Genomic DNA, 25,748 nt, shown 5'->3' with positions numbered 1-25,748 from the left:
TTCTTTCCTCATCAGGTGCCCGGATAGCGGGCTTATAAACACAAACCCCGGCTCGTGGCCGGGGTTTGCTTGTCACGAGAGACGCAAGCTTATCAGAACAGCTTGCGGCCCTTGTTCGCGGCGATACGCATGCGCAGCGCGTTGAGCTTGATGAAGCCCGCGGCATCGGCCTGGTTGTAGGCGCCGCCGTCTTCCTCGAAGGTCGCGATGTTGGCATCGAACAGCGAGTCGTCGGACTTGCGGCCGACCACGATGACGTTGCCCTTGTACAGCTTCAGGCGCACGACGCCGTTCACGTGTTCCTGGGAGGCATCGATCATCTGCTGGAGCATCTCGCGCTCCGGGCTCCACCAGTAGCCGGTGTAGATCAGCTTGGCGTAGCGCGGCATCAGCTCGTCCTTCAGGTGAGCGACTTCGCGGTCCAGGGTGATCGACTCGATGGCACGGTGCGCCTTGAGCATGATGGTGCCGCCGGGGGTCTCGTAGCAGCCGCGGGACTTCATGCCGACGTAACGGTTCTCGACGATGTCCAGGCGGCCGATGCCGTTGGCGCCGCCGATGCGGTTCAGCTCGGTCAGGACCTGCGCCGGGCTCATGTCCTTGCCGTCGATGGCAACGATGTCGCCCTTGCGGTAGGTCAGCTCGATGTAGGTGGCGGTATCAGGGGCCTTCTCCGGGGAGACGGTCCACTTCCACATGTCTTCTTCGTGCTCGGTCCAGGTGTCTTCCAGCACGCCGCCTTCATAGGAGATGTGCAGCAGGTTGGCATCCATGGAGTACGGCGATTTCTTCTTGCCGTGGCGCTCGATCGGGATGTTGTGGGCTTCGGCGTAGTCCATCAGCTTCTCGCGGGACAGCAGGTCCCACTCGCGCCAGGGAGCGATCACCTTCACGCCCGGCTTGAGCGCATAGGCACCCAGTTCGAAGCGCACCTGGTCGTTGCCCTTGCCGGTGGCGCCGTGGGAGATGGCGTCAGCGCCGGTGGCGTTGGCGATCTCGATCAGGCGCTTGGCGATCAGCGGACGTGCGATGGAAGTACCCAGCAGGTACTCGCCCTCGTAGACGGTATTGGCACGGAACATCGGGTAGACGAAGTCACGGACGAACTCTTCTCGCAGGTCCTCGATGAAGACCTCTTTCACGCCCATCTGCTTGGCCTTGGCGCGGGCCGGCTCGACCTCCTCGCCCTGACCGAGGTCGGCGGTGAAGGTCACCACTTCACAGTTATAGGTATCCTGCAGCCACTTCAGAATCACGGAGGTGTCCAGGCCACCGGAATACGCCAGGACTACCTTCTTCACGTCCGCCATGCCACTCAACTCCACGGGGGTTGTCACGAAAGGGACCGATTCTACTGTCCGCTCGGAATAATTTACAGAGGGGCGACAGCTTTTGACGACAAAGCGACAAATACTATCGTCGGTGCGACCCGGCGCCGCAGCTCAGCCCTTGGGTGCAGCGGGCGGGGTAGCAGGTGGGTTGGCGGCATTGGCGGCTGGCGCTGCGGGGGCGCCCTGAGCCGGCGCGCTGGCGGCGTTGGGCGCCGGAGCGGAGGCGGCTGGCGGAGCTTCGGCGGGAGCCTGCTCGACGACCGCCTCGCGGGACAGGTTCACCGTCACGCGGCGGTTCTTCGCACGGTTGGCGGCGGAATTGTTTTTCACCAGCGGGTAGCGCTCGCCATAGAAGCGCACGGTGATCTGCGATTCCGCCACGCCGTTGGCCTTGAGGTACTCCATCACGGCGACGGCGCGCCGGCGCGAGGCCTCACGGTTGGCCAGGCGGTTGCCGCTGTTGTCGGAGTGGCCATCCAGTTCGATGCGGTTCACCGTAGGATCGGCCTTCATGTACTGCAGGATGATGTCCAGCTTGGCGCGCCCCAGCGGGTCGACTTCGGTGCCGCCGTCGGGGAAGCCGACCTGGCTCTGGCGCACCTGGTCGAAGTTGACCGGAAGCATCTTCGTCGAACAATCCTGGAACTGTGCATATCCGTCGGCGAAACGCGTCGGCAGCAGGCGGACCAGCAGATTCTCGCCGGTACGCGTGCGATGGCGGACTTCCGGCGTACGGCCTTCCAGCAGCCCACCAAGCAGGCGCCCGGCCTGTTGCTGGGTGCTGTTGAACGGCACATCGCCAGAGCCTACGCGCACCGAGCCCAGGTTCAGGTCGCCCTGCCCCGGCCGCCATGGCGGCGCGGCGGCCAGCAGGGTCGCCGAACCGGTGTCCAGCCAGCCCTGTTGCGACTTGAGGCGGAAAGTGGGCTGTTCACCGGCGCGCCAGACGAACTCCCCCACACCGAAAGCCCCCACGCTCTGCGACAGCCGGCACTCGAACTGATCCCCCGCCACCGTCCACTGAGCGCTCTCCAGACGCGGCTGGAAGGTCAGCCCCCAGGCCGGCAGGCTTGCACAAAGTGTGAGCAGAAGAAGAGAAGGCTGGCGCACGGTGGCATCCACACAGGTAAAAAGGCGTCCCACAATCTATCGGTCGGCGCTGGCAAAACTTGATAGCGAGTGCCGGCGACGGCCTTTTCCGGTAGCATTTCCCCCTCTTCTCGCTGCAACCGCACCCCTGGAATCCGCATGTCCGACCGCCTGACACTCCTGCGCCCCGACGACTGGCACATCCACCTGCGCGACGGCGCCGCACTCGCGCAAACCGTCGGCGATGCCGCCCGCACCTTCGGCCGTGCCATCATCATGCCCAACCTGGTCCCGCCGGTGCGCACCGCCGCCGAAGCCGACGCCTACCGCCAGCGCATCCTCGCCGCCCGCCCGGCCGGCAGCCGCTTCGAGCCGCTGATGGTGCTCTACCTCACCGACCGCACCAGCGTCGAGGAAGTCCGCGCCGCCAAGGCCTCCGGCTTCGTGCACGCCGCCAAGCTGTACCCGGCCGGCGCCACCACCAACTCCGATTCCGGCGTCACCAGCGTCGACAACATCTTCCATGTGCTCGAAGCCATGGCCGAAGTCGGCCTGCCCCTGCTGGTGCACGGTGAGGTGACCCGCGCCGAGGTCGACGTGTTCGACCGCGAGAAGCGCTTCATCGACGAGCACCTGACCCGCGTGGTCGAGCGTTTCCCGACCCTCAAGGTAGTCTTCGAGCACATCACCACCGGCGATGCCGCCGCCTTCGTCAAGGCCGCTCCGGCCAACGTCGGCGCCACCATCACCGCGCACCACCTGCTCTACAACCGCAACCACATGCTGGTTGGCGGCATCCGCCCGCACTTCTATTGCCTGCCGATCCTCAAGCGCAACACCCACCAGGAAGCCCTGCTGGATGCCGCCACCAGCGGCAGCCCGAAGTTCTTCCTCGGTACCGACTCGGCTCCGCACGCGCGCCACGCAAAGGAAGCCGCCTGCGGTTGCGCCGGCTGCTACACCGCCTACGCCGCCATCGAGCTGTACGCCGAAGCCTTCGAGCAGCGCAATGCGCTGGACAAGCTGGAAGGCTTTGCCAGCTTCCATGGCCCGGACTTCTACGGCCTGCCGCGCAACAGCGACCGCATCACCCTGGTCCGCGAAGAATGGGAAGCCCCGGCGGCCCTGCCGTTCGGCGACTTCGACGTGATCCCGCTGCATGCTGGTGAAAAACTGCGCTGGCGCCTGCTGGAGACCGAGGCATGAGTGACGAGAACGAAATCTTCGAAGAAGAACTCGACGGTTCCTTCCCGCCCGGCCCGCGCCACCCGATGGCGCGTCGCTTCCGTGGCTACCTGCCGGTGGTCGTGGACGTAGAGACCGGCGGCTTCAACGCCGGCACCGACGCCCTGCTGGAAATCGCTGCCGTCACCATCGGCATGGACGAGAGCGGCTACCTGTTCCCGGAACACACCTACTTCTTCCGCGTTGAGCCTTTCGAAGGCGCCAACATCGAGCAGGCCGCCCTGGAATTCACCGGCATCAAGCTGGACCATCCGCTGCGCATGGCCGTGCCGGAAGAGCAGGCGCTGACCGAGATCTTCCGTGGCGTACGCAAGTCGCTGAAGTCCAACGGCTGCAAGCGGGCCATCCTGGTCGGCCACAACAGCAGCTTCGACCTGGGCTTCCTCAACGCCGCGGTGAACCGCAGCGGCGTGAAGCGCAACCCGTTCCACCCCTTCTCCAGCTTCGACACCGCGACGCTGGCCGGTCTCGCCTATGGCCAGACCGTCCTGGCGAAGGCCTGCCAGACCGCCGGCATCGAGTTCGACAACCGCGAGGCCCACTCGGCGCGCTACGACACCGAGAAGACCGCCGAGCTGTTCTGCGGCATCGTCAACCGCTGGAAGGAATTCGGCGGCTGGATGGAAGACGACCACTGATCGTGCCTTCCTGAAAGAAAAAGCCCCGCGATTGCGGGGCTTTTTTTTCAGACACCAACAGGCTTACAGCTTGCTGGAATTCTCGGCCAGGTAGGCGGCGACGCCTTCGGGCGAGGCGGTCATGCCCTTGTCGCCCTTCTTCCAGTTGGCCGGGCAGACTTCGCCGTGCTCCTCGGTGAACTGCAAGGCATCGACCAGGCGCAGCAGCTCGTCCATGTTACGGCCCAGCGGCAGGTCGTTGACGATCTGCGAACGCACCACGCCGTTCAGGTCGATCAGGAAGGCACCGCGGAAAGCCACGCCGCCTTCGGACTCGACGTCATAGGCCTTGGCAATCTCGTGGGTAATGTCGGCGGCCAGGGTGTACTTGACCGGGCCGATGCCGCCCTTGTCCACCGGGGTGTTGCGCCAGGCGTTGTGGGTGAAGTGGGAGTCGATGGAAACGCCGATCACCTCGACGTTGCGCGCCTGGAACTCGGGGATACGGTGGTCCAGGGCGATCAGCTCGGACGGGCAGACGAAGGTGAAGTCCAGCGGGTAGAAGAACACCAGGCCGTACTTTCCCTTGATGGCTTCGGACAGCACGAAGCTGTCGACGATCTCGCCGGTGCCCAGCACGGCGGCCACGTTGAAATCGGGAGCTTTCTTACCTACGAGTACGCTCATTCCTTGTCTCCAATGATGGTGAGGCGCTAGGGAGCGGAGGACCCGCTGTCCGATCGAAACTGCCGGGCTTGGGGCTGCGCTCCAGTGGGGCAGCCATCATACACCGGCCGCGCAAAGCCTTCATCCGTGCGGCTTTCATCGCTAACTCCCTGACCCCACAACCATTTATCGGAGACCGTGAAAAGCGTTCCTGGTAAATTTTGACAATCATTCTCATTATTATTAGTATCGCTTCCAACAACCCCACAGCGACTGTAGTGCAACCATGTACGTCTGCCTCTGCAACGGTGTTACCGATACCCAGATCCGCGATGCGATCTACGACGGCGCCTGCAATTACCGCGAGGTGCGCGAATGCACCGGTGTCGGCACCCAGTGCGGTAAGTGCGCCTGCCTGGCCAAACAGGTGGTTCGGGAGACCCTCGGCGAACTGCAGGGCGCCCAGGCGATGAACTACAACCTGGCCTACGCGGCGGGTTGAAAAAAATACCGCTGATCGATTCCGTTGAAATTCCAAAGAAACCGGGCCTTGGCCCGGTTTTTTTATGCCCGTAATTCAGTGTCTTAGCGTCAAGTTGCGGAATGAAAACATTCGCATTCATATTCCTTTTTATAACAAATTCAAGGACTTATGTTTGACAGATGGTTATAAGGGCGCGAGAATTTCACTCTCTCCCACTCCACACGGCAGGACTCCGGCATGAAAGGCGACAAGAAAGTCATCCAGCATCTGAACAAGATCCTCGGCAACGAGCTGATCGCCATCAACCAGTACTTCCTGCACTCGCGCATGTGGAACGACTGGGGCCTGAAGCGCCTCGGCGCGCACGAGTACCACGAGTCCATCGATGAGATGAAGCACGCCGACAAGCTCATCGAACGCATCCTGTTCCTCGAGGGCCTGCCCAACCTGCAGGACCTGGGCAAGCTGCTGATCGGCGAGAACACCCAGGAAATGCTGCAGTGCGACCTGAACCTGGAACTCAAGGCCTGCAAGGACCTGCGCGACGCCATCGTGCATTGCGAAAGCGTGCATGACTACGTCAGCCGCGACCTGCTCAAGGACATCCTCGAATCCGAGGAAGAGCACATCGACTACCTGGAAACCCAGTTGGGCCTGATCCAGAAAGTGGGTCTGGAAAACTACCTGCAGTCGCACATGCACGAAGACGATTGATGAAAAAAGGCACCGGCGCTGTTGTGGACGCCGGTGCCCTTCTCTTCTAGGCGTTCGCCTTCGGCGGACGGCGCACCAGTGACGCCTTCAGTACCAGCCCGGCGCACAGCCCCACCACCACCAGCAACGACAGGCGCAGGCCCACATGCTCGGCGAGGAAGCCGATCAGCGGCGGGCCCAGCAGCAAACCGCCATAGCCGAACGACGCCACCGCCGCCACGCCGCGCGACGGTTCGATGCCCGGCCGGTTGCCCGCCGCGCCGATCAGGATCGGCACCACCACCGACAGTCCCGCGCCCACCAGGGCGAAACCGGCAATCGCGCCGGCGACCCAGGGACTGAACAGCGCCAGCAGCATGCCCGCAATGGCCAGCAGCGCCAGGTTGCGCACCAGCGCCTCGTCGGCAAAGCGTACACGCAGACGATCACCGAACAGCCGGCCCAGTACCATGGTCGCGGAGAAAGCCGCGAAGCCCAGTGCAGCCAGGCGTTCGGACGCTCCCAGCACCTGATGCAACAGCAAGGCGCCCCAGTCGGCGACCGCCCCTTCGGAAACAAAAGCGCAGAGCGTCAAAAGCCCCAGACCGATCAGGGCCGGTGGCGGCAGGCGCCAGCCACGTCGGGCCGGCGCCTCCTCCTCCATGGGCTCGGGACGGCCCTCGAACAGGTTGCGTGCGAAGAACGGCAGTATCGCCACGGCGATCAGCGCCAGCAGGCTGAAGTGCCAGATCGGCGCCAGGTCGGCGAAGGCCGCCGCACCGACAGCACCCACCAGGCCGCCCAGGCTGTACATGCCATGCAGGCTGGAGATGCACGGACGGCCGAGGCGCCGTTCGACTTCCACCGCCTGGGTGTTCATCGCCACGTCCATGGTCGCGAAGGTCAGGCCGACGGCGAGAAAGCCCGCCGCCAGGACCCAGACGTCCTGCGCCAGCCCGAGCAGGGGAAAGGTCGCCATCAGCGCCAGCCCCGAAATCACCGTGATCGCCCGGCTGCCGTAGCGGCGCACCAGCGCGCCGGCAAAGGCGAACGCCAGCAGCGCGCCGAAGCCCGCACCCAGCAGGGCCTGGCCCAGTTGCTGTTCGTCCACCCCGGTCATGCTCTTGAGAGCTGGCACCCGCCCCATCACGCTGCCATGGACCATCCCGCCCATGGCGAAGCAGAAGCCGCACGCCCAGCGCGCGGCGTTGGCCCGCGTCTGTTCAGTCATTTTTTTCTTCCCAAAAACAAAGCCCCGCCAAGGCGGGGCTTTGTGCAGCAGCACGAAAGACTCAGGCGTTGGCCTTGCTCACGGCGTCCTTGATCAGCGGTTGCAGTTCACCCTTCTCGAACATCTCGGCCAGGATATCGCTGCCGCCGACCAGCTCACCACCGACCCACAGTTGCGGGAAGGTCGGCCAGTTGGCGTACTTGGGCAGGTTGGCGCGGATTTCCGGGTTCTGCAGGATGTCGACATAGGCGAATTTTTCGCCGCAAGCCATCAGCACCTGCGCGGCGCGGGACGAGAAACCGCACTGGGGAGCGTTCGGCGAACCCTTCATGTACAGCAGAACGGGGTTGCTGGAGATCTGCTCTTTGATGGTATCGATGATATCCATGAACTTCCTCGGCTTAACTATCAGACACTGACCCGGCAGTCGCCTCTCGGGGCATAGGCCGGCACGGTACTGCGCATTGTACTGCAAAGCCGAGTGCAGCGCTCGGCTTTGCAGGTGACGTGCGTCAGCTTGTCAGGCTGCCTCGACCTCCACCGGAACGCCGTTGAGCGCGGTGTTGCCGGAGAGCGCATCCAGATGGCGCCGTCGGTCAGGTCGTTGGCGCTGGCTCCGCCCTGCTCGCGGGCGATGGACAGCTGCACTCCCGGCCGCCCATGGCCCCAGCCGTGGGGCAGGCTGACCACGCCGGCCATGACTTCATCGCTGGAAGCGACCTCGATCTCAATGCTGCCGACCCGCGAGCGAACGCGCACTTTCTGACCATCCACCAGCCCGCGCGAAGCAAGATCCTGCGGGTGCATCAGCAACTGGTGACGCGGCTTGCCCTTCACCAGGCGGTGATAGTTGTGCATCCATGAATTGTTGCTGCGCACGTGCCGGCGCCCGATCAGCAGCAACTGATCGATGGCCGGCGACTGGGTGTCGGCGAAACGGCGCAGGTCGCCCAGGAAGAGCTCGGGCGCCGCCTCGATGCTGCGGCTGGCGGTCTTCAGACGCGGCGCCAGGTTCGGCTGCAGCGGCCCCAGGTCCAGCCCATGCGGGTGTTCGCGCAGCCGGGCGAGATTGAGCTTGAGCTCGCTGGCATCGCCGTAAGGGCCGACGCGCAGGCCCATCTCGATCATCAGTTCCGGCGCCATGGTGGGTTTCAGCTCGGTGCCCATGCGCGTGGCGTAGGCCTTGGCCAGACCAACGAAAATTTCCCAGTCATGCAGGGCACCTTCGGGTCTGGGCAGGATCGCCTCGTTGAAACGGGTCACGTTGCGCACCGCGAAGACGTTGAAGGTGGTGTCGTAGTGATCATGCTCCAGCGGCGCGGTGGGCGGCAGTATCAGGTCGGCGTAACGAGTGGTCTCGTTGACGTACAGGTCGACGCTGAGCATGAACTCCAGGCCGTCCAGCGCCTGTTCCAGGCGACGACCGTTGGGCGTGGACAGCACCGGATTGCCGGCCACCGTCACCAGCGCACGCACCTGCCCTTCCCCTTCGGTGAGCATCTCCTCGGCCAGCGCCGCCACCGGCAGCTCGCCGCCATATTCCGGCAGGCCGGACACGCGGCTCTGCCAGCGATTGAAGGCGCCGCCCGCGGTGGTCGCCACCAGATCCACTGCCGGTGTGGTGCACAGGGTGCCGCCGACGCGGTCGAGGTTGCCGGTGACCAGGTTGATCAATTGCACCAGCCACTGGCACAGGCTGCCGAAGACCTGGGTGGAAACACCCATGCGCCCGTAGCAGACCGCCTTGTCGGCGGCGGCAAAGGCCCGTGCCAGCTCGCGGATGTCAGCGGCCGGCACGCCGCAGCGCGCCGCCATGGCATCGACCTTGAACGGCGCCAGCGCTTCGCGTACCGCTTCCAGGCCATTCACCGGCAAGTGGGTTTCTCGGGTCAGGCCCTCGCTCAGCAGCGTGTCGAGGATGCCCAGCAGCAGCGCGGCGTCCTCGCCGGGGCGGACGAACAGGTGCTGGTCGGCAATGGCCGCCGTCTCGGTGCGACGGGGGTCGACCACCACCAGCTTGCCGCCACGCGCCCTCAAGGCCTTCAGGCGTTTTTCCACATCCGGCACGGTCATGATGCTGCCGTTGGAGGCCAGTGGGTTGCCGCCCAGGATCAGCATGAAGTCGGTGTGATCGATGTCGGGAATCGGGATCAGCAGGCCATGGCCGAACATCTGCTGGCTGACCAGGTGGTGCGGCAGCTGGTCGACAGAAGTGGCCGAATAGCGGTTGCGGGTCTTCAACTGGCCGAGGAAGTAGTTGCTATGGGTCATCAGCCCGTAGTTGTGCACGCTGGGGTTGCCCTGGTACACGGCAACGGCGTCATTGCCATGGCGCTCGCGGATTTCGGCAAGCCGCGTGGCGACCAGCTCGAAGGCCTCGTCCCAGCCGATCGGCTGCCATTCGTTGCCGACGCGTCGCACCGGCTGGCGCAGGCGGTCCGGATCGTTCTGGATGTCCTGCAGCGCCACCGCCTTGGGGCAGATGTGGCCGCGGCTGAAGCTGTCTTGGGCGTCGCCCTTGATCGAGAGGATGCGTTCATCCTCGGTCTCGATGGTCAGGCCGCAAATGGCCTCGCACAGGTGGCACGCACGGTGGTGGAGGGTCTTGCTCATGGCTCGCCTCGTTATTGTTCTCGCCGGCGCCTCATGGGGCCGGTCGCGGGGTCGCAAGCACTATGAATCCTGGCCTGGCGAAGCACCACCAGCTTCCGTCGGGTGAATCGTGGGGCATCAGGAACGACCATGTTGAAGCCCCGCCCGGCGGGGCCTCCGGGCGAAACTTGCGTATATCCGTCATTTCCTTATAGGATCGCGCCTTCCCCCATTTCCCGCTCCATGCGGTCCCGCCGCAGGTTCAGCCCGTTTTTTCTCACGAAAGCCGGTCGGTACCTCGGCCTGATTCTGAGAATAAGTAGTAGGTACGAACCATGAGCGCACGCCACTTCCTCTCGATGCTGGATTACACGACCGAAGAACTGCTCGGTCTGATCCGCCGCGCCACCGAGCTGAAGGACCTGCGGGACCGAGGCGTGCTCTACGAACCGCTGAAGAACCGCGTGCTGGGCATGATCTTCGAGAAGGCCTCGACGCGGACGCGGATTTCCTTCGAAGCCGGCATGATCCAGCTTGGCGGCCAGGCCATCTTCCTCTCCCCGCGCGACACCCAGCTGGGCCGTGGCGAGCCGATCGCCGATGCCGCGCGGGTGATGTCGCGGATGGTCGATGCAGTGATGATCCGCACCTTCGCCCACAGCAACCTGATCGAATTCTCCGAAAACTCCCGCGTGCCGGTGATCAACGGCCTGTCGGACGACCTGCACCCCTGCCAACTGCTGGCCGACATGCAGACCTTCCACGAACACCGCGGCAGCATCGCCGGCAAGACCGTGGCCTGGATCGGCGACGGCAACAACATGTGCAACAGCTACATCGAGGCGGCGATCCGCTTCGACTTCCAGCTGAACGTGGCCTGCCCGGAAGGCTACGAGCCGAACGCCGCTTTGCTGGAACTGGCTGGCGAACGCGTGAAGATCTTCCGCGACCCGCGCGAGGCGGTGGCCGGCGCGCACCTGGTGAGCACCGACGTCTGGGCCTCCATGGGCCAGGAAGACGAAGCGGCCGCGCGCCTGCGGCTGTTCCAGCCATATCAGGTAACACGTGGGCTGCTCGACGGCGCGGCGGCGGATGTACTATTCATGCACTGCCTGCCGGCCCACCGCGGCGAAGAGATCAGCGAAGACCTGCTGGACGATGCGCGCTCAGTGGCCTGGGACCAGGCGGAAAACCGTCTCCACGCCCAGAAGGCGCTGCTCGAACTCTTGGTCGAGCATGCCCACTACGCCTGATCCCGTTTAGAGTCCAATGACCCAGACGCTGCTGCTCAACCTCGAAGATCTTTCCTGTGGCTATGAACAGCAGCGTGTGGTGCAAGGCGTCAGCCTGCACCTGAACGCCGGTGACATTGGCTGCCTGCTCGGCCCCTCGGGCTGCGGCAAGACCACCACCCTGCGCGCCATCGCCGGTTTCGAGCCGGTGCAGGGCGGCCGCATCGAACTGGCCGGCGAAGTGATTTCCCGCCCCGGCTTCACCCTGTCGCCGGAGAAGCGCCGGATCGGCATGGTGTTCCAGGACTACGCGCTGTTCCCACACCTGTCGGTGGCCGACAACATCGCCTTCGGCATCCGCAAGCACCCCGAGCGCGAGCGCATCGTCGGCGAGTTGCTGGAGTTGGTGAAGCTCGACGGCCTCGGCCAGCGCTTCCCCCACGAACTTTCCGGTGGCCAGCAACAACGCGTGGCGCTTGCCCGCGCGCTGGCGCCGCAGCCGCAACTGCTGCTGCTCGACGAACCCTTCTCCAACCTCGACGTGGAGCTGCGCCGCCAGCTCAGCCACGAAGTGCGCGACATCCTCAAGGCCCGTGGCACCAGCGCCATCCTGGTGACCCATGACCAGGAAGAAGCCTTCGCCGTCAGCGATCACGTCGGCGTGTTCCGCCACGGCGTGCTGGAGCAGTGGGACACCCCTTTCAACCTTTACCACGAGCCGCAAACGCCCTTCGTCGCCAGCTTCGTCGGCCAGGGCTATTTCATTCGCGGACAGATGCACGGGAACGATGCGGTGCAGACTGAACTGGGCCTGCTGCGCGGCAACCGCGCCTACAGCCTGCCGGACGGCAGTGCAGTGGACGTGCTGCTGCGTCCGGACGACCTGGTGCCGGCCGCCCACGACGGCCTGAAGGCGCAAATCGTCGGCAAGTCCTTTCTTGGCGCGGCGACGCTCTATCGCCTGCAACTGCCCACCGGCACCCAGCTGGAATCGCTCTTCCCCAGCCACTCCGACCATCAGCCGGGCGAGGAAGTGACCATCGGCGTGGCCGCCGAGCACCTGGTGCTGTTCCCGGCCCAGGGCAGCGTGGCGCTCTAGCCGAGCGCGCTGTCCAACTCGAGCATCAGCTCCGGCAGCAATTCGAACAGGTCGCCCTGCAGGCCGTAGTCGGCGATCTCGAAGATCGGTGCATCCGGGTCGAGGTTGATCGCGGCAATGACCTTGGCGTCCTTCATGCCCGCCACATGCTGTACGGCACCGGAAATCCCCACGGCCAGGTAAAGCTCCGGCGCGACGATGCGCCCGGACTGGCCTATCTGCAGCTCCGCCGGTGCGAAACCCGCGTCCACCGCCGCCAGTGACGCGCCCACGGCGCCCTGCAACCGATCTGCCAGCGGATAGAGCGCGGCAAAACCTTCCTGCGTCTGCAGCCCGCGCCCTCCAGCGACAATGACTTTCGCCGACTCCAGGGCGGGACGCTCGAAGTCCGGGTGCTCCTCGCCCTGCCAACGCGACAGGCCAAGATCGCCCGGCCCGCCAATGCGTTCGAGCACGGCGCTGCCGCCCTCGGTTGCGATGGGGTCGAATGCCGTGGGACGGGTGCCCAACACGATCACCGGCCCGTCGCAGCGCACTGTAGCGATAGCGTTGCCGGCGTAGATCGGGCGCTGGAAGGTGTCGCGGTCGAGCACGGCGATGACGTCCGACACTGCATCGACATCCAGCAGCGCGGCGATCCGTGGCAGGCAGTCACGGCCCACAGCGGTGGCCGGCGCGAGGATATGCGAGTAGTGCGGCGCCAGGCTGACGACCAGCGCCGACAGGTTTTCCGCCAGCAGGTGGTCATAGGTCGTATCGTCCGCGAGCAGGACCCGCGCCACACCGTCGAGGCGGCAAGCGCGCTCGGCCAGATCGCCGAGATCGCTGCCAGCCAGCAGCAGATGGACCTCGCCGCCGATTTGTCTCGCAGCCGCCAGGGCGCTCAGGGTCGCCGGAGCGAGGGCGGCAGAACAACCGGTGGATTGATAGTCAGCAATGAGCAGGATTGCCATGGGTTTGCCTCCTTTCGGACGCGCCGAGCAGAACCGACGCGGCCGTATGTGAAGGCAAGGGTACGCCGGGGGGACGGCATGCCCCCCGGTCACAGATCAAACAACCAGCAGACGACCGCTGGCCACCAGGCGCGCGTATCCAGCGATGCTCACGCGATCCTCCTCCAGGCGGCACCACAGCTCGCCACCACGCGCCGAGCACTGGAAGGCGCGCATCTGCAGCTTGTTCAGGCGGCCCGACCAGTAGGGGATCAGGCTGCAGTGGGCGGCGCCGGTCACCGGGTCTTCGTTGAGGCCGATGGCCGGGGCGAAGAAGCGCGAGACGAAGTCATAGTCGTCGCTGCGCGCAGTGACGATCACGCCCAGGTAAGGCAGGCGCGCCAGGGCGGCAAAGTCCGGCTTGCAGTCGCGCACGGCCTGCTCGGATTCCAGCAGCGCCAGCAGGTGCGAGGCGTTGCTCAGCGCATCCACCACATCCACGCCCAGTGCGCTGGCCAGCTCCACGGTAGCGCCCGTTTCGCTCGGCGGCTGAGCCGGGAAGTTCAGTGCCAGCCGGCCGTCCTCGCGGCTCACGCGCAGCGGGCCGGACAAGGAATTGAGCTCCAGCGCCTCGCCCGGCTCATCGAACACCTCGAACAGCACGTGGGCACTGGCCAGGGTGGCGTGGCCGCACAGCGGTACTTCGGCGGTCGGAGTGAACCAGCGGATGCGCCAGCCCTCGGGCTCCTTCACCAGGAAGGCGGTCTCCGAGAGGTTGTGCTCGGCGGCGATCTTCTGCATCAGCTCATCGCTCAGCCAGGCGTCGAGGCGGTAGACCATGGCCGGGTTGCCGGCGAACGGACGGTCGGTGAAGGCGTCCACCTGATGGAAGTCGAGCAGCATGGCAATCTCCTTGTCAGTGATGGCCGAGCATGACAGAAGCCGACGGGCGGCGAACCGTACAGTAGGGACCACACAGTCCCCGAGGTCAGGCGATCAGGGGCGCCCGATGGGCGCGAACTTCGCCGAGGTCAGCCCGGCCAGGGTCTCGGCACTCAGCTCCACTTCCAGGCCGCGTCGCCCGGCGCTGACATGGATGGTCGGGAAGCCCTGGGCGGACTCGTCGATGAAGGTGCGCAGGCGCTTCTTCTGCCCCAGCGGGCTGATGCCGCCGACCAGGTAACCGGTGGCGCGCTGCGCGGCGTTGGGGTCGGCCATGTCGGCCTTCTTCACGCCCGCCGCATGGGCCAGCGCCTTGAGATCCAGGCTGCCCACCACCGGCACCACGGCCACCAGCAGTTCGCCCTTCTCGCTGGCCGCCAGCAGCGTCTTGAACACCCGCGCCGGGTCGAGGTTGAGTTTCTCCGCGGCCTCCAGACCATAGGACGGCGCCTTCGGGTCATGCTCGTAGCTCAGTACATGGTGCTCAGCGCGGTTCTTCTTCAGCAGGTCGATGGCGGGGGTCATGATCGGCGGGCTTCTCGCAGGCAACTTTCCAGCGCATAACAGTAAGCCAAGGTGTGGCGCACTGCACGATGTTCGCTTCACCGACGCGGATGAATCCCGTATGTTCACCGCCAATCCCCTCCCGGACCTGCCACCGGGACCGCCGAACGGAATCCGCACAAGGCGCCGTCATGACCGACCTGAAGAAGAAGAAATACGTCGTCGCCCTCGACCAGGGCACCACCAGCTCGCGCGCCATCATCTTCGACCACGATGCCAACGTGGTCAGCACGGCCCAGCGCGAGTTCGCACAGATCTACCCGCAGCCGGGCTGGGTGGAGCACGACCCGATGGAAATCTGGGCAACCCAGAGTTCGACCCTGGTGGAAGCCCTCGCCCAGGCCAACATCAGCGTCGCTGAAGTGGCCGCCATCGGCATTACCAACCAGCGAGAAACCACCCTGGTGTGGGACAAGGCCAGCGGCCGGCCGATCCACAACGCCATCGTCTGGCAGTGCCGGCGCAGCGCGGCGATCTGCGAGCAGCTCAAGCGCGACGGCCTGGAACAGCACATCCGCGACACCACCGGGCTGGTCATCGACCCCTATTTCTCCGGCACCAAGCTCAAGTGGATCCTCGACAACGTCGAAGGCGCCCGCGAGCGCGCCCAGCGCGGCGAACTGCTGTTCGGCACGGTCGACAGCTGGCTGATCTGGAAGCTCACCGAAGGCGAGGTGCACGTCACCGACTACACCAACGCTTCGCGCACCCTGATGTTCGATATCCACAAGCGCGACTGGGACGAGCGCCTGCTGGCCGCGCTGGACGTGCCGCGCGCCATGCTGCCGCAGGTTCGTCCGTCTTCAGAGGTCTACGGTCACGCCAAGGTCGGCGGCCTGGGTGTGCACCGCACGCCGATCGCCGGGATCGCCGGCGACCAGCAGGCCGCACTGTTCGGGCAGATGTGCGTGGAGCCGGGCCAGGCGAAGAACACCTACGGCACCGGCTGCTTCCTGCTGATGAACACCGGGGCCAACGCGGTGAAATCCACCCACGGCCTGCTCACAACAATCGCCTGCGGCCCGCACGGCGAAGTCGCCTATGCGCTGGAAGGCGCGGTATTCAACGGCGGCTCCACCGTGCAATGGCTGCGCGACGAGCTCAAGGTGATCAACGACGCCCACGACTCCGAATACTTCGCCACCAAGGTGAAAGACAGCAATGGCGTCTACCTGGTCCCTGCCTTCACCGGCCTCGGCGCGCCCTACTGGGACCCGTACGCCCGCGGCGCGCTGTTCGGCCTGACCCGTGGGGTGAAGGCCGACCACCTGATCCGCGCCACCCTCGAATCCATCGCCTACCAGACCCGCGACGTGCTCGACGCCATGCAGCAGGACGCCGGCGAGCCGCTGCGCGCCCTGCGCGTGGACGGCGGCGCGGTGGCCAACAACTTCCTCATGCAGTTCCAGGCCGACATCCTCGGCACCCCGGTGGAGCGCCCGCAGATGCGCGAGACCACCGCCCTCGGCGCCGCCGTGCTGGCGGGCCTGACCTGTGGCTTCTGGGGCAGCCTGGCCGAGTTGAAGAACAAGGCAGTGATCGAGCGGGTGTTCCAGCCGGCCTGTGACGAGGCGGAGCGCACGCGGTTGTATGCGGGATGGAAGAAAGCCGTGGAGCGTACGCGCGGCTGGGCGGCCGAAGACTGAACGCATTACCGGCACCGTAGGATGGTGTGGAGCGAAGCGATACCCATCGATGACCGTGCGAGCAGCGCTGATGGGTATCGCAAGCTCCACCCATCCTACGGACCAGGGCAATTCCTGAGCGAAGCATAACCCTCTCCCTGAAGGGAGAGGGTTAGGGAGAGGGAAAGCGCCCGCGCCGAACCCGCCTGGCATGACAGAGAGGCCGCGGTACGGCATCCTTGCCCTCCCGGCCCGTCCGCACGAGCGCACCGCATGAACCTGCCCCCTCGACAGCAAAGCATCCTCGACCTGGTCCGCGAACGCGGCTACCTGAGCATCGAGGAGCTCGCCCAGCAGTTCACCGTGACCCCGCAGACCATCCGCCGCGACATCAACCAGCTCGCCGAACAGAACCTGCTGCGCCGCTACCACGGCGGTGCGGCCTGGGATTCGAGCATCGAGAACACCGCCTACAACACCCGCGCCGACCAGATGCGCGACGAGAAGCAGCGCATCGCCGAGGCCATCGCCGCCCACATCCCGGACAACGCTTCGCTGTTCATCAACATCGGCACTACCACCGAGGCCATCGCCCGCGCCCTGCTCGGTCACAAGAACCTCAAGGTCATCACCAACAATCTGCACGTCGCCAGCATCCTCGCCGGCAAGGACGACTTCGAAGTGCTGATCGCCGGCGGCACGGTACGCGGTGACGGCGGCGTGGTCGGGCAGGCGGCGGTGGACTTCATCGAGCAGTTCCGCGTCGACTTCGCCGTGGTCGGCATCAGTGGCATCGACGAAGACGGCAGCCTGCTGGACTTCGACTACCAGGAAGTGCGTGTTTCCCGTGCCCTGATCGACAACGCGCGGCAGGTCTTCCTCGCCGCCGACTCCAGCAAGTTCGGGCGCAACGCCGTGGTGCGCCTGGGCCCGATCTCCCTGGTCAGCCGGGTGTTCACCGACAGCCCACCGCCCGCCGCCGTGGCGCGTCTGATGCATCAGCACAAGGTCCAGCTCGAACTGGTCTGAGCCCCGCAACCGCCTTCACTTTCGAACATTCAGACGAACGCCTGCGCGAATTCGCGCTTCAGGCTGGTCATATTTCGTTCATTGAACTAGGATATTTTCGAAAACGAACATCACAAGATTCACTTTCAATCCCCAAGGCGGCCTTCATGAACCCAACCAGCAAGCGCCACGCGCCCCTGGCCGAAGTCTATGACCTGGCCGTCGTCGGTGGCGGCATCAATGGCGCAGGGATCGCGGCAGACGCCGCCGGGCGCGGGCTTTCGGTGTTCCTTTGCGAACAGCACGACCTCGCCAGCCATACCTCCTCGGCCAGCAGCAAGCTGATCCACGGGGGCCTGCGCTACCTGGAACACTACGAATTCCGCCTGGTCCGCGAAGCCCTGGCCGAGCGCGAAGTGCTGCTGGCCAAGGCGCCGCACATCGTCCATCCGTTGCGCTTCGTGCTGCCGCACCGCCCGCACCTGCGCCCGGCCTGGATGATCCGCGCCGGACTGTTCCTCTATGACCACCTGGGCAAGCGCGAGAAGCTGCCAGCCTCCCGTGGCCTGCGCTTCGGTCCGGACAGCCCGCTGAAAGCCGAGATCACCCGCGGCTTCGAATATTCCGACTGCTGGGTGGACGATGCCCGCCTGGTAGTGCTCAACGCCATGGCCGCCCGCGAGAAGGGTGGCCATGTACACCCACGCACCCGTTGCGTCAGCGCCCGTCGCAGCAAAGGCCTGTGGCACCTGCACCTGGAGCGCAGTGACGGCAGCCTGTACTCGGTGCGCGCCCGCGCGCTGGTCAACGCCGCGGGCCCCTGGGTCGACCGCTTCCTGCGCGACGAACTGCGGCAGAAGCCGCCCTACGGTATCCGCCTGATCCAGGGCAGCCACCTGATCGTGCCGCGCCTGTACGAAGGTGAGCACGCCTACATCCTGCAGAACGAGGACCGGCGCATCGTCTTCGCCATCCCCTACCTGCACCAGTTCACCCTGATCGGCACCACCGACCGCGAATACCAGGGCGACCCGGCGAAGGTCAGCATCAGCGAAGAAGAGACCGATTACCTGCTCAACGTGGTCAATGAACACTTCAAGCGCCAACTCGGCCGTGAGGACATCCTGCGCAGCTTCTCCGGGGTACGTCCGCTGTGCGACGACGAATCCGACGACCCGTCCGCCGTGACCCGCGACTACACCCTGGCGCTGGACAACACACCCGGCGAAGCACCCCTGCTGTCGGTGTTCGGCGGCAAGCTGACCACCTACCGCAAGCTCGCCGAAGCTGCGCTGGAACAACTGGCACCGCATTTCGCCGGCGTCATGAAACCCAGTTGGACCGCCAGCGCCCCGCTGCCCGGCGGCGAGGCGATGACGACGGTGGAAGACCTGGCCATCCAGCTCATGGACCGCCTGCGCCAGCTCGACCCGGCCCTCGCCCGGCGCTGGGCCGGCACTTACGGCAGCCGCATCTGGAAGCTGCTGGACGGCGCGCATAACCTCAGCGAACTGGGCGAACACCTGGGCGCCGGGCTCTATACGCGGGAAGTGGAATATCTGGTGCGCGAAGAGTGGGCGCGCGACGCCGAGGACATCCTCTGGCGCCGCACCAAGCTGGGCCTGTTCCTCAACGCCCGGCAGCGCGAGCGCCTGGAGCAGTTCCTCAGCAGCGAAAGTCCGCTGGAGCCGAGTACGCAGGTGGCCTGAACGTCGAATTGGAGCGGGAAGCCCGTCTCGCGGATAATCCACCGACCATCCCCCGACCCCACCGCCCCGGTGGCGTCGCCGCAGTGAGAACGACGTGGACCTGATCCTCAAGGCAACCATCGGCGCCGGCGTGGTACTGATCCTCGCGGCGCTGTCGAAGACGCGCAATTACTACATCGCCGGCCTGGTGCCGCTGTTCCCCACCTTCGCCCTGATCGCCCACTACATCGTCGGCAAGAGCCGTTCTCTGGACGACCTGAAGACCACCATCCTGTTCGGCATGTGGTCGATCATCCCCTACTTCGTCTATCTCGCCGCGCTCTACCTGATGGTGGATCGCCTGCGCCTGGAGATGTCGCTGGCGATGGCCGCGCTGGCCTGGCTGGTGGCGGCCTCGCTGCTGGTGTTCGTCTGGGTGCGGTTGCACTGAAGACCAGCAGGTAACGCCTTGGATCACAGCTGGGCGACGTGTCCGCCGCCCTGGTGCTCGCGCAGGTAGGGCAGCACCGCGCCCAGCAGCGGTTCCTTGAAGTCTTCCTGGAAGCGGTGCGCCATGCCGGGAATCAGCTTGAGCACCGAGCCGCGGATGTGCGCCGCCACGTGCACGCCATGCATGACCGGCAGCAACGGGTCGGCGGTGCCATGGACCACCAGCGTCGGCACGTTCAGGCGGTTGAGCAGTTCCACCCGGCTCGGCTCGGCGAGGATCGCCAGCATCTGCCGTTGTACGCCTTCAGGGTTGAAGGCACGGTCGTAGGAACGCGCCGCCTGCTGCAGCAATTGCTGACGGTCATCGCGCACGTTCGGGCTGCCAAGCGCGGCCAGCAGGTCGGCCTGTTGCTCGATGGCCTGCTCGCGGCTGGCCGCCTCACGCCGGGCAAGCAGGCGCAGCAGCGATTCGCTGGGGGCCGGCAGGCCTTCGGCGCCGGAGCTGGTCATCACCAATGTCAGGCTGATAACGCGGTCGGGCGCCATGTCGGCCACGTGCTGGGCGATCATCCCGCCCATGCTCGCGCCCAGCACATGGGCGCGCTCGACATGCAACGCGTCCAGCAGATGCAGCGCATCGCGGGCCATGTCGGTCAGGCTGTAGGGCGCACTCACGGGCAGGCCTAGGCGATAGCGAATGACTTCGTAGGTCAGGTTGCCGCTGCGCGTAGGAACGCGCCAGGAAGACAGCCCGACATCGCGGTTGTCGTAGCGGATCACCCGGAAGCCCTGCTGGCAGAGCGCCTCGACCATTTCGTCCGGCCAATGGATCAGTTGGCCGCCCAGGCCCATGACCAGCAGCAGCGTCGGGTCCTGCGGGCGGCCGATACTCTGGTAAGCCAGGCGCACGTCGCCCAGGTCGACCAGTTCGGTCGGCACCCGCGCATCGCAGCGATCGGCGGCAACCGCCCGATCGGCAAAAGAAAGAGAGGACAGGCCGCAGAAAAGAGCGACTGCCAGAAGAAAAGCACGCATGAATGAAAATCCGGAACGCAAAACCCCAGTTGAGCGCGATTCTGATGAATTTCCGTCGCGCGCTCTGCCACAGGTCCGTGACAGTTTGATGAAAGGCGCTGAGCGGTCACCGACAGCCCTTCCCGACTTCCCATGACAGGGATCAAGGGCAATCAGCCCCGAGAGTCGCGAAGATAGGAGCCCCCGCTCGGACCTTTCGCCATGGCCTACCCCATTCTGCTGGTGCTGCACCTGTTTGCCGCGATCCTGTTCGTCGGCACGGTGTTCTTCGAAGTGCTGATACTTGAAAGCATCCACCGCCAGGTGCCGCCGCGGGCGATGAAAATGGTCGAGGGCGCGCTGGGTCGCCGTCTGCGCCGGGTGATGCCCTGGGTGATCCTGACCCTGTTCGGCAGCGGCCTGGGCATGTTGCACCTGCGTTACGCGCCGCTGCTGGCCGGCCCGCTGGCATCGCCCTTCGCCACATTGCTCAGCCTCAAGCTGCTGCTGGCCACCAGCGTCCTGGGCCATTTCATCTTTGCCATGTACTCGTTCCGCGTGGGGCGCATGACCGGCCAGCGCTCCCGGCGCATCCACTACAGCGTCTTCGCCCACGTGGTGCTGATCGTGTTGCTGGCCAAGGGGATGTTCTACCTGAGCTGGTGACTCCTGGCTGATGGAAGGGGCCAACGAAGCCGTGCTGGTGAAGTGCCAGTTGCCGGCTTATCATGAGAACAGCTCAATTGAACTGCTGTTTCATCAAGATTTCCTCATAATGAGGCGAGGCCGCGCCATGCTTGAACTCCGTCACCTGAAAACCCTGCATGCCCTGCGCGAAGCCGACAGCCTGGTGGAGGCCGCCGAGCGCCTGCACCTGACGCAATCCGCCCTGTCCCACCAGTTCAAGGAACTGGAAGAGCGCCTCGGCCTGTCCCTGTTCATCCGCAAGACCAAGCCGGTGCGCTTCACCAGCGCCGGCCTGCGCCTGCTGCAGCTGGCCGACGCCGTACTGCCGCAGCTGCGCGGCGCCGAGCGCGACCTGGCGCGCCTGGCCGGCGGCACCGCCGGCCGCCTGCACATGGCCATCGAATGCCACAGCTGCTTCCAGTGGCTGATGCCGACCATCGACCAGTTCCGCGACGCCTGGCCGGAAGTGGAGCTGGACCTCGCCTCCGGCTTCTCCTTCGCCCCGCTGCCGGCACTGGCCCGCGGCGACCTGGACCTGGTGGTGACCTCCGACCCGGTGGACATCGCCGGCATCACCTATGTGCCGCTGTTCACCTACGAGGCGCTGCTGGCGGTGGACAACCACCATGCGCTGGCCGGCAAATCCTTCATCGTCCCGGAAGACCTCGCCAGCCTCACGCTGATCACCTACCCCATCGAGCGGGATCGCCTGGACATCTTCACCCGCTTCCTCGAACCCGCCGACGTCGAACCGGCGCAGGTGCGCACCTCGGAACTGACGGTGATGATGATGCAGCTGGTGGCCTCCGGACGCGGCGTCTGCAGCCTGCCCAACTGGGCGCTGCACGAGTACAGCTCGCGGGGCTATGTGACCGCCAAGCGGCTGGGAGAAAAAGGCCTGTACTGCACCCTGTTCGCCGCGATCCGCGCCGACATGCTGGACGCACCGTTCATGCGCGATTTCCTGCTGACGGCGAAGGACACCTCTTTCGCCACGCTGGAAGGTGTCAGCGCAGCGAAGCATTGACCTGACACCGGGCCTTTTTCGCAAAGTGCCTGCCCCACCGGTGGGCAAGGCTCCGGAGCTGGGACGCCAAGAGCGCATCGCGGTATAGGGAAGGATTTCTCCCAGGAGAATTTCCAGTGCTCAAGGACTTTCCGCCCAGCTATTTCGCGCTGGTCATGGCGACCGGTATCGTCTCCCTGGCCTGCCATCTGATCGGCCTTCAGCCAGTGGCGCTCGGCCTGTTCTGGCTCAACATCCTGCAGTACGCGCTGTGCCTGGCGTGCAGCCTGTATCGGCTGGTCCGCTATCCGCAACCGATGTGGCAGGACCTCACCCACCACGCACGCGGCCCGGGCTTCCTCACCCTGGTGGCGGGCTCCAACGTGCTGGGCGTGCAGTTCATCGTGCTGGCCGACCAGTACGCTGTCGCGCAGGCCCTGTGGTTGTTCGCCGGGCCGCTGTGGCTGCTGTGCATGTACGCGATGCTCGCCGGCGTCACGCTCACCCAGCACAAGCCCACCCTGGAGCAGGGCCTGAACGGCACCTGGCTGCTGTGCACGGTGTCCAGCGCCTCGGTCTGCGTGCTCGGCAGCTACCTGGCGACGCGCTTTGCCGATCCGGAGCTGATCCTGTTCGTCTGCGTGGCGACCTACATGGTCGGCATCATGCTGTACGTGCTGATCATGTCGCAGATCCTCTACCGCTGGCTGTTCCTCGACCTTGAAGCCGGCGAGCTGTCGCCCTCCTACTGGATCAACATGGGTGCCCTGGCGATTTCCACACTGGCCGGAGCGCGCCTGCTGACAGCCGGAGCCGACAGCGCACTGATCCAGTCCCTTGCACCCTTCATCCTCGGGCTGTCGGTCTTTGTCGGCGCTTTCGCCTGCTGGTGGATTCCCTTCCTGGTGCTGGTTTTCGTCACGCACCGGGTGCGCTATGGCGTCGGCATCCATTACGACCTGCAGAACTGGTCAGTGGTGTTCCCGCTGGGCATGTTCTGCGTGGCCTCGTTCAGCTTCCTGCCGCTGGTTCACCAGCAGGTGTTCCTGCCGCTCATCCAGGCGTTCGCCTACGTCGCCGTGGCCGCCTGGGCCGCCACCTTCCTCGGGTTGCTGCGCCATCTGGCGCGGCGCTGAAGCGCAAAAAAAGGCCCATCCTTGCGGATGGGCCATCGGGGACATAGTCGATCAACACCTGTGGTTCTTATGGTTGCAGCGGCGCCGTGTGATGGGGTTACGCGGCGTTGGGGCAATCATTGACCAGCGGTCCGCAACGGAAAATATGGCTACACGAAAAAAAGAAACTTCCCACATAACCTGAGACCAATTCCGCAAAACACCGTCTGATCACCACGGCTCGGCGACATTCGCCTATGGCTCTGGCGAGCTCCTTCGCCGGACGTCAGGGCGCTTTCGCTTCCGCCGCGCGGGTGTGTTCCTCCGCCCACTGCACATCGCGCTCCCACACCCGTTTGAAGGCGGGGCGCGATGTCACCAGTTCCACGTAGCGCTCGAACACCGGCAACTTGGGCACCACGCCGAAGCCGATGGTCCAGCGCAGGGCCGCGCCCCACAGCACATCGGCGGCGGTCATGCAGTTACCCAGCAGGTAGGGGCCGGTTTCCAGTTGCTCGGCGAGGGCCCGCATCACACTGTCGTAATCGCCGTAGGGGCTCATGGCCTGCGGGGCGGCGTCGCGTTTCAGGGCGCGATCGACGATGGCCGGCTCGAAGCTGGAGCCGTAGAACACCAGCCAGCGCAGATAAGGACCACGCAACGGGTCGTCGAGCGCGGGGGCGAGATTGGCGCGGGGGAACAGGTCGGCGAGGTAGATGAAGATGGCGCCCTGCTCGGTCACCAGCGACTCGCCAATGCGGATCGCCGGGACCTTGCCCAGCGGGTTGACCGCCAGGTACGCCGGCTTGCGCTGCTCGCCGGCCTTCATGTTGATCAGTTCGAGGTCGTACTCGGCACCCAGTTCTTCCAGCAGCACGAGGGTGCCGCTGGAGCGTGTCTGGGGCGAATGGTAGAGGGTGAGGCGGGGCATGACGGGATCTCCTCGGGCATCACGGCTCGGAGTCCCCAGCATAGCCCCGCGCGCGGTTCACGCCTCCTCGAAGTGCATTTCCGGCGGTTGCTGGCGGAAGCCGCCAGTGATCACCGCCAGGTAGATCACGCCGAGTACCAGCCAGGTGGCGCCGAGCCAGATGGCCAGGTGGTCGAGGCTGACCATCAGCCACAGGTCGGCGAGCAGGCCGATCAGCGGGAATAGCAGGAACAGCACCAGCTCGCGCAGGCCGCGGCGCTCGGCGTTGAGGTAGTAGTGGAAAATCACCGAGAGGTTCACCAGGCTGAAGGCCAGGAAGGCGCCGAAGTTGATGAACGAGGTGGAGGTGGTGACGTCCATGTGCAGCGCCAGAAGCGCCACCACGCCGCACAGCACGATGCTGTTCACCGGGGTTTCGAAGCGTTTGCTGATGCGCCCGAAGAACGGACGCGGCAGGACGCCGTCGCGGCCCATGGCGAACAGCAGGCGCGAGGCACTGGCCTGGGCCGACAGGCCTGACGTGAACTGCCCGACGATCAGGCCGATCAGGAAGAAGCTGACGAACAGGTCGCCACCGATGTTGCGGGCGATTTCATACGCGGCGGAATCGGCGTTCTGGAACTCCACCGACGGGTGCGCGAGCTGTACGAAGTAGCTGGCGGCGATGAAGATGCCGCCGCCAATCAGGGTGATCAGCAGGATGGCGCGCGGAATGGTCTTGCGCGGCTCGTGGGTTTCTTCCGTCAGGGTGCTGACGGCGTCGAAGCCCAGGAAGGAGTAGCAGGCGATGGCCGCGCCCCCCATGATCAACGGCAGCTGGGTGCCTTCCTTGAGGAAGGGTTCCAGGGTCCACAGCGGACGACTGGCATCGCCCATCACGTAGTGGATGGCCAGGCCGACGAAGGCGATCAGCACCAGGAACTGCACCAGCATCAGCACGCCATTGATGTTCTTCGCCAGGCGCAGGCCCACCACGTTGATCGCGGTGGTCACGCCGATGAAGGCCAGCACCCACAATGCCTGCGGCACCGCAGGGAAAGCCGAGTGCAGGTAAGCCGCGCCGATCAGCCAGATGGCCATGGGCAGGAACAGGTAGTCCAGCAGCACGGCCCAGCCGGCGAGGAAGCCCAGTTTCGGGCTGATCGATTTGCGCACATAGGTATAGGCCGAGCCCGCCACCGGGAAGGCGGCGGCCATGCGCCCATAGCTGAGCGCGGTGAAGAGCATGGCCACGGAGGCGACGAGGTAGGCCGAGGGGACTACGCCGCGAGTGACGTCGGCGAGGATGCCGAAGGTGCCGAGGACGATGATCGGGGTCATGTAGGCGATGCCGAACAGCACCACCGAACCCAGCGACAGGGTTCGTTTGAGTCGAGCCATTACTGCTTACTCCGCGTTGTGTTTGTTATGGCAGTACTAAGTTGCTGGCCTGCGCTCACCCGCAGGCCCCGCGGGCGCTCTCGTCGCCCGTCGATCTTGAAGTAACGCTGTGTCGGCGCAGCCCTGC

Annotated in this window: 24 protein-coding genes and 1 pseudogene; 13 read left to right on the top strand and 12 right to left on the bottom strand. The window is 65.3% G+C overall.

The window, feature by feature from the left end:
- Nucleotides 1-92: 92 nt before the first annotated feature.
- Nucleotides 93-1,310: an argininosuccinate synthase gene (locus MJ122_RS22620; RefSeq protein WP_088417815.1), complete on the bottom strand. Its 1,218-nt coding sequence runs from the start codon at nt 1,308-1,310 to the stop codon at nt 93-95.
- 132 nt (nt 1,311-1,442) lie between these two features.
- Nucleotides 1,443-2,441 (bottom strand): OmpA family protein, encoded by a 999-nt coding sequence (locus tag MJ122_RS22615; RefSeq protein ID WP_239746097.1) that lies wholly within the window; start codon nt 2,439-2,441, stop codon nt 1,443-1,445.
- A gap of 138 nt (nt 2,442-2,579) precedes the next feature.
- On the opposite strand from MJ122_RS22615, the gene pyrC reads away from it, so the two are divergent.
- On the top strand, nt 2,580-3,626 hold the full coding sequence (pyrC, locus tag MJ122_RS22610) for a dihydroorotase (RefSeq protein WP_239746096.1): 1,047 nt from the start codon (nt 2,580-2,582) through the stop codon (nt 3,624-3,626).
- Nucleotides 3,623-4,303 carry a ribonuclease T gene (gene rnt, locus MJ122_RS22605; protein WP_015476175.1) on the top strand — a complete coding sequence of 227 codons (681 nt, stop codon included), beginning with the start codon at nt 3,623-3,625 and terminating at the stop codon, nt 4,301-4,303. The genes pyrC and rnt overlap by 4 nt, the downstream gene beginning before the upstream one ends.
- Nucleotides 4,304-4,366: 63 nt before the next feature.
- Here rnt and MJ122_RS22600 read toward each other — a convergent pair whose 3' ends face one another.
- A complete protein-coding gene (locus tag MJ122_RS22600) occupies nt 4,367-4,969 on the bottom strand; it encodes a peroxiredoxin C (RefSeq protein ID WP_088417812.1) in 603 nt (200 codons plus the stop codon).
- Nucleotides 4,970-5,234: 265 nt separating this feature from the next.
- Here MJ122_RS22600 and MJ122_RS22595 point away from each other — a divergent pair, with 265 nt between their 5' ends.
- Entirely contained in the window at nt 5,235-5,450 is a 216-nt protein-coding gene (locus tag MJ122_RS22595) for a bacterioferritin-associated ferredoxin (protein WP_017521013.1), read from the top strand.
- A 219-nt stretch (nt 5,451-5,669) separates the two neighbouring features.
- Nucleotides 5,670-6,146: a bacterioferritin BfrB gene (gene bfrB, locus MJ122_RS22590; protein ID WP_017521012.1), complete on the top strand. Its 477-nt coding sequence runs from the start codon at nt 5,670-5,672 to the stop codon at nt 6,144-6,146.
- 46 nt (nt 6,147-6,192) lie between these two features.
- On the opposite strand, the gene MJ122_RS22585 is transcribed toward bfrB, so the two are convergent.
- The 3 genes and pseudogenes from MJ122_RS22585 to MJ122_RS22575 form a co-directional block, all read right to left on the bottom strand.
- Nucleotides 6,193-7,356, bottom strand: a complete 1,164-nt coding sequence (locus MJ122_RS22585) for an MFS transporter (protein ID WP_239746095.1) — start codon at nt 7,354-7,356, stop codon at nt 6,193-6,195.
- A 61-nt stretch (nt 7,357-7,417) separates the two neighbouring features.
- On the bottom strand, nt 7,418-7,744 hold the full coding sequence (gene grxD, locus MJ122_RS22580) for a Grx4 family monothiol glutaredoxin (RefSeq protein ID WP_017521010.1): 327 nt from the start codon (nt 7,742-7,744) through the stop codon (nt 7,418-7,420).
- A gap of 132 nt (nt 7,745-7,876) precedes the next feature.
- Nucleotides 7,877-9,969 (bottom strand): annotated as a pseudogene (locus tag MJ122_RS22575) (molybdopterin oxidoreductase family protein).
- Nucleotides 9,970-10,283: 314 nt separating this feature from the next.
- Between MJ122_RS22575 and argF the strand changes: the two are divergent.
- Both argF and MJ122_RS22565 read left to right on the top strand, forming a co-directional pair.
- Nucleotides 10,284-11,201 carry an ornithine carbamoyltransferase gene (argF, locus tag MJ122_RS22570; protein WP_026079260.1) on the top strand — a complete coding sequence of 306 codons (918 nt, stop codon included), beginning with the start codon at nt 10,284-10,286 and terminating at the stop codon, nt 11,199-11,201.
- 16 nt (nt 11,202-11,217) lie between these two features.
- Nucleotides 11,218-12,279, top strand: coding sequence for an ABC transporter ATP-binding protein (locus MJ122_RS22565; RefSeq protein WP_239746094.1), 1,062 nt, complete (start codon nt 11,218-11,220; stop codon nt 12,277-12,279).
- On the opposite strand, the gene MJ122_RS22560 is transcribed toward MJ122_RS22565, so the two are convergent.
- The 3 genes from MJ122_RS22560 to ybaK form a co-directional block, all read right to left on the bottom strand.
- On the bottom strand, nt 12,276-13,232 hold the full coding sequence (locus MJ122_RS22560) for an FAD-binding protein (RefSeq protein ID WP_239746093.1): 957 nt from the start codon (nt 13,230-13,232) through the stop codon (nt 12,276-12,278). The genes MJ122_RS22565 and MJ122_RS22560 overlap by 4 nt on opposite strands.
- Nucleotides 13,233-13,328: 96 nt before the next feature.
- Nucleotides 13,329-14,114, bottom strand: a complete 786-nt coding sequence (locus MJ122_RS22555) for a PhzF family phenazine biosynthesis protein (protein WP_088417807.1) — start codon at nt 14,112-14,114, stop codon at nt 13,329-13,331.
- A gap of 93 nt (nt 14,115-14,207) precedes the next feature.
- Entirely contained in the window at nt 14,208-14,678 is a 471-nt protein-coding gene (ybaK, locus tag MJ122_RS22550; protein WP_081517701.1) for a Cys-tRNA(Pro) deacylase, read from the bottom strand.
- 170 nt (nt 14,679-14,848) lie between these two features.
- Here ybaK and glpK point away from each other — a divergent pair, with 170 nt between their 5' ends.
- From glpK to MJ122_RS22530, 4 genes are all read left to right on the top strand, one after another.
- Nucleotides 14,849-16,363, top strand: coding sequence for a glycerol kinase GlpK (gene glpK, locus MJ122_RS22545; RefSeq protein WP_239746092.1), 1,515 nt, complete (start codon nt 14,849-14,851; stop codon nt 16,361-16,363).
- Between the two features lie 252 nt (nt 16,364-16,615).
- Nucleotides 16,616-17,371 carry a DeoR/GlpR family transcriptional regulator gene (locus tag MJ122_RS22540; protein ID WP_088417805.1) on the top strand — a complete coding sequence of 252 codons (756 nt, stop codon included), beginning with the start codon at nt 16,616-16,618 and terminating at the stop codon, nt 17,369-17,371.
- A gap of 146 nt (nt 17,372-17,517) precedes the next feature.
- Nucleotides 17,518-19,059 (top strand): glycerol-3-phosphate dehydrogenase, encoded by a 1,542-nt coding sequence (gene glpD / locus MJ122_RS22535; protein WP_239746091.1) that lies wholly within the window; start codon nt 17,518-17,520, stop codon nt 19,057-19,059.
- A 103-nt stretch (nt 19,060-19,162) separates the two neighbouring features.
- The gene (locus MJ122_RS22530) at nt 19,163-19,489 is read left to right on the top strand and encodes a GlpM family protein (protein ID WP_239746231.1); all 327 of its coding nucleotides are present in this window, start codon (nt 19,163-19,165) and stop codon (nt 19,487-19,489) included.
- Between the two features lie 23 nt (nt 19,490-19,512).
- Here MJ122_RS22530 and MJ122_RS22525 read toward each other — a convergent pair whose 3' ends face one another.
- Nucleotides 19,513-20,523, bottom strand: a complete 1,011-nt coding sequence (locus MJ122_RS22525) for an alpha/beta hydrolase (RefSeq protein ID WP_239746090.1) — start codon at nt 20,521-20,523, stop codon at nt 19,513-19,515.
- Nucleotides 20,524-20,724: 201 nt separating this feature from the next.
- Here MJ122_RS22525 and MJ122_RS22520 point away from each other — a divergent pair, with 201 nt between their 5' ends.
- From MJ122_RS22520 to MJ122_RS22510, 3 genes are all read left to right on the top strand, one after another.
- Nucleotides 20,725-21,168, top strand: a complete 444-nt coding sequence (locus MJ122_RS22520) for a hypothetical protein (RefSeq protein WP_239746089.1) — start codon at nt 20,725-20,727, stop codon at nt 21,166-21,168.
- 127 nt (nt 21,169-21,295) lie between these two features.
- Complete coding sequence (gene metR / locus MJ122_RS22515; protein WP_088417800.1) at nt 21,296-22,216, top strand: transcriptional regulator MetR; 921 nt, start codon at nt 21,296-21,298, stop codon at nt 22,214-22,216.
- Nucleotides 22,217-22,332: 116 nt separating this feature from the next.
- Nucleotides 22,333-23,331 carry a tellurite resistance/C4-dicarboxylate transporter family protein gene (locus MJ122_RS22510; RefSeq protein WP_088417799.1) on the top strand — a complete coding sequence of 333 codons (999 nt, stop codon included), beginning with the start codon at nt 22,333-22,335 and terminating at the stop codon, nt 23,329-23,331.
- Nucleotides 23,332-23,596: 265 nt separating this feature from the next.
- Here MJ122_RS22510 and MJ122_RS22505 read toward each other — a convergent pair whose 3' ends face one another.
- Nucleotides 23,597-24,241, bottom strand: coding sequence for a glutathione S-transferase family protein (locus tag MJ122_RS22505; RefSeq protein ID WP_239746088.1), 645 nt, complete (start codon nt 24,239-24,241; stop codon nt 23,597-23,599).
- Nucleotides 24,242-24,298: 57 nt separating this feature from the next.
- The gene (locus tag MJ122_RS22500) at nt 24,299-25,621 is read right to left on the bottom strand and encodes an APC family permease (RefSeq protein ID WP_239746087.1); all 1,323 of its coding nucleotides are present in this window, start codon (nt 25,619-25,621) and stop codon (nt 24,299-24,301) included.
- Between the last annotated feature and the right edge of the window lie 127 nt (nt 25,622-25,748).

The sequence above is a fragment of the Pseudomonas sp. DP-17 genome, from assembly GCF_022380625.1.
In the GTDB taxonomy this organism is placed as follows: Bacteria; Pseudomonadota; Gammaproteobacteria; order Pseudomonadales; family Pseudomonadaceae; genus Pseudomonas; species Pseudomonas nitroreducens_A.
The sequence above is the reverse complement of the archived record's forward strand: the minus strand, read 5'-3'. Positions and strand labels throughout refer to the sequence as shown.

Bases quoted from the DNA above. Each gene is read 5' to 3' on its own strand.
- MJ122_RS22620 (WP_088417815.1), bottom strand. From the start codon at position 1,310: ATGGCGGACGTGAAGAAGGTAGTCCTGGCGTATTCCGGTGGCCTGGAC.
- pyrC (WP_239746096.1), top strand. From the start codon at position 2,580: ATGTCCGACCGCCTGACACTCCTGCGCCCCGACGACTGGCACATCCAC.
- rnt (WP_015476175.1), top strand. From the start codon at position 3,623: ATGAGTGACGAGAACGAAATCTTCGAAGAAGAACTCGACGGTTCCTTC.
- MJ122_RS22600 (WP_088417812.1), bottom strand. From the start codon at position 4,969: ATGAGCGTACTCGTAGGTAAGAAAGCTCCCGATTTCAACGTGGCCGCC.
- MJ122_RS22595 (WP_017521013.1), top strand. From the start codon at position 5,235: ATGTACGTCTGCCTCTGCAACGGTGTTACCGATACCCAGATCCGCGAT.
- bfrB (WP_017521012.1), top strand. From the start codon at position 5,670: ATGAAAGGCGACAAGAAAGTCATCCAGCATCTGAACAAGATCCTCGGC.
- MJ122_RS22585 (WP_239746095.1), bottom strand. From the start codon at position 7,356: ATGACTGAACAGACGCGGGCCAACGCCGCGCGCTGGGCGTGCGGCTTC.
- grxD (WP_017521010.1), bottom strand. From the start codon at position 7,744: ATGGATATCATCGATACCATCAAAGAGCAGATCTCCAGCAACCCCGTT.
- argF (WP_026079260.1), top strand. From the start codon at position 10,284: ATGAGCGCACGCCACTTCCTCTCGATGCTGGATTACACGACCGAAGAA.
- MJ122_RS22565 (WP_239746094.1), top strand. From the start codon at position 11,218: ATGACCCAGACGCTGCTGCTCAACCTCGAAGATCTTTCCTGTGGCTAT.
- MJ122_RS22560 (WP_239746093.1), bottom strand. From the start codon at position 13,232: ATGGCAATCCTGCTCATTGCTGACTATCAATCCACCGGTTGTTCTGCC.
- MJ122_RS22555 (WP_088417807.1), bottom strand. From the start codon at position 14,114: ATGCTGCTCGACTTCCATCAGGTGGACGCCTTCACCGACCGTCCGTTC.
- ybaK (WP_081517701.1), bottom strand. From the start codon at position 14,678: ATGACCCCCGCCATCGACCTGCTGAAGAAGAACCGCGCTGAGCACCAT.
- glpK (WP_239746092.1), top strand. From the start codon at position 14,849: ATGACCGACCTGAAGAAGAAGAAATACGTCGTCGCCCTCGACCAGGGC.
- MJ122_RS22540 (WP_088417805.1), top strand. From the start codon at position 16,616: ATGAACCTGCCCCCTCGACAGCAAAGCATCCTCGACCTGGTCCGCGAA.
- glpD (WP_239746091.1), top strand. From the start codon at position 17,518: ATGAACCCAACCAGCAAGCGCCACGCGCCCCTGGCCGAAGTCTATGAC.
- MJ122_RS22525 (WP_239746090.1), bottom strand. From the start codon at position 20,523: ATGCGTGCTTTTCTTCTGGCAGTCGCTCTTTTCTGCGGCCTGTCCTCT.
- MJ122_RS22520 (WP_239746089.1), top strand. From the start codon at position 20,725: ATGGCCTACCCCATTCTGCTGGTGCTGCACCTGTTTGCCGCGATCCTG.
- metR (WP_088417800.1), top strand. From the start codon at position 21,296: ATGCTTGAACTCCGTCACCTGAAAACCCTGCATGCCCTGCGCGAAGCC.
- MJ122_RS22505 (WP_239746088.1), bottom strand. From the start codon at position 24,241: ATGCCCCGCCTCACCCTCTACCATTCGCCCCAGACACGCTCCAGCGGC.
- MJ122_RS22500 (WP_239746087.1), bottom strand. From the start codon at position 25,621: ATGGCTCGACTCAAACGAACCCTGTCGCTGGGTTCGGTGGTGCTGTTC.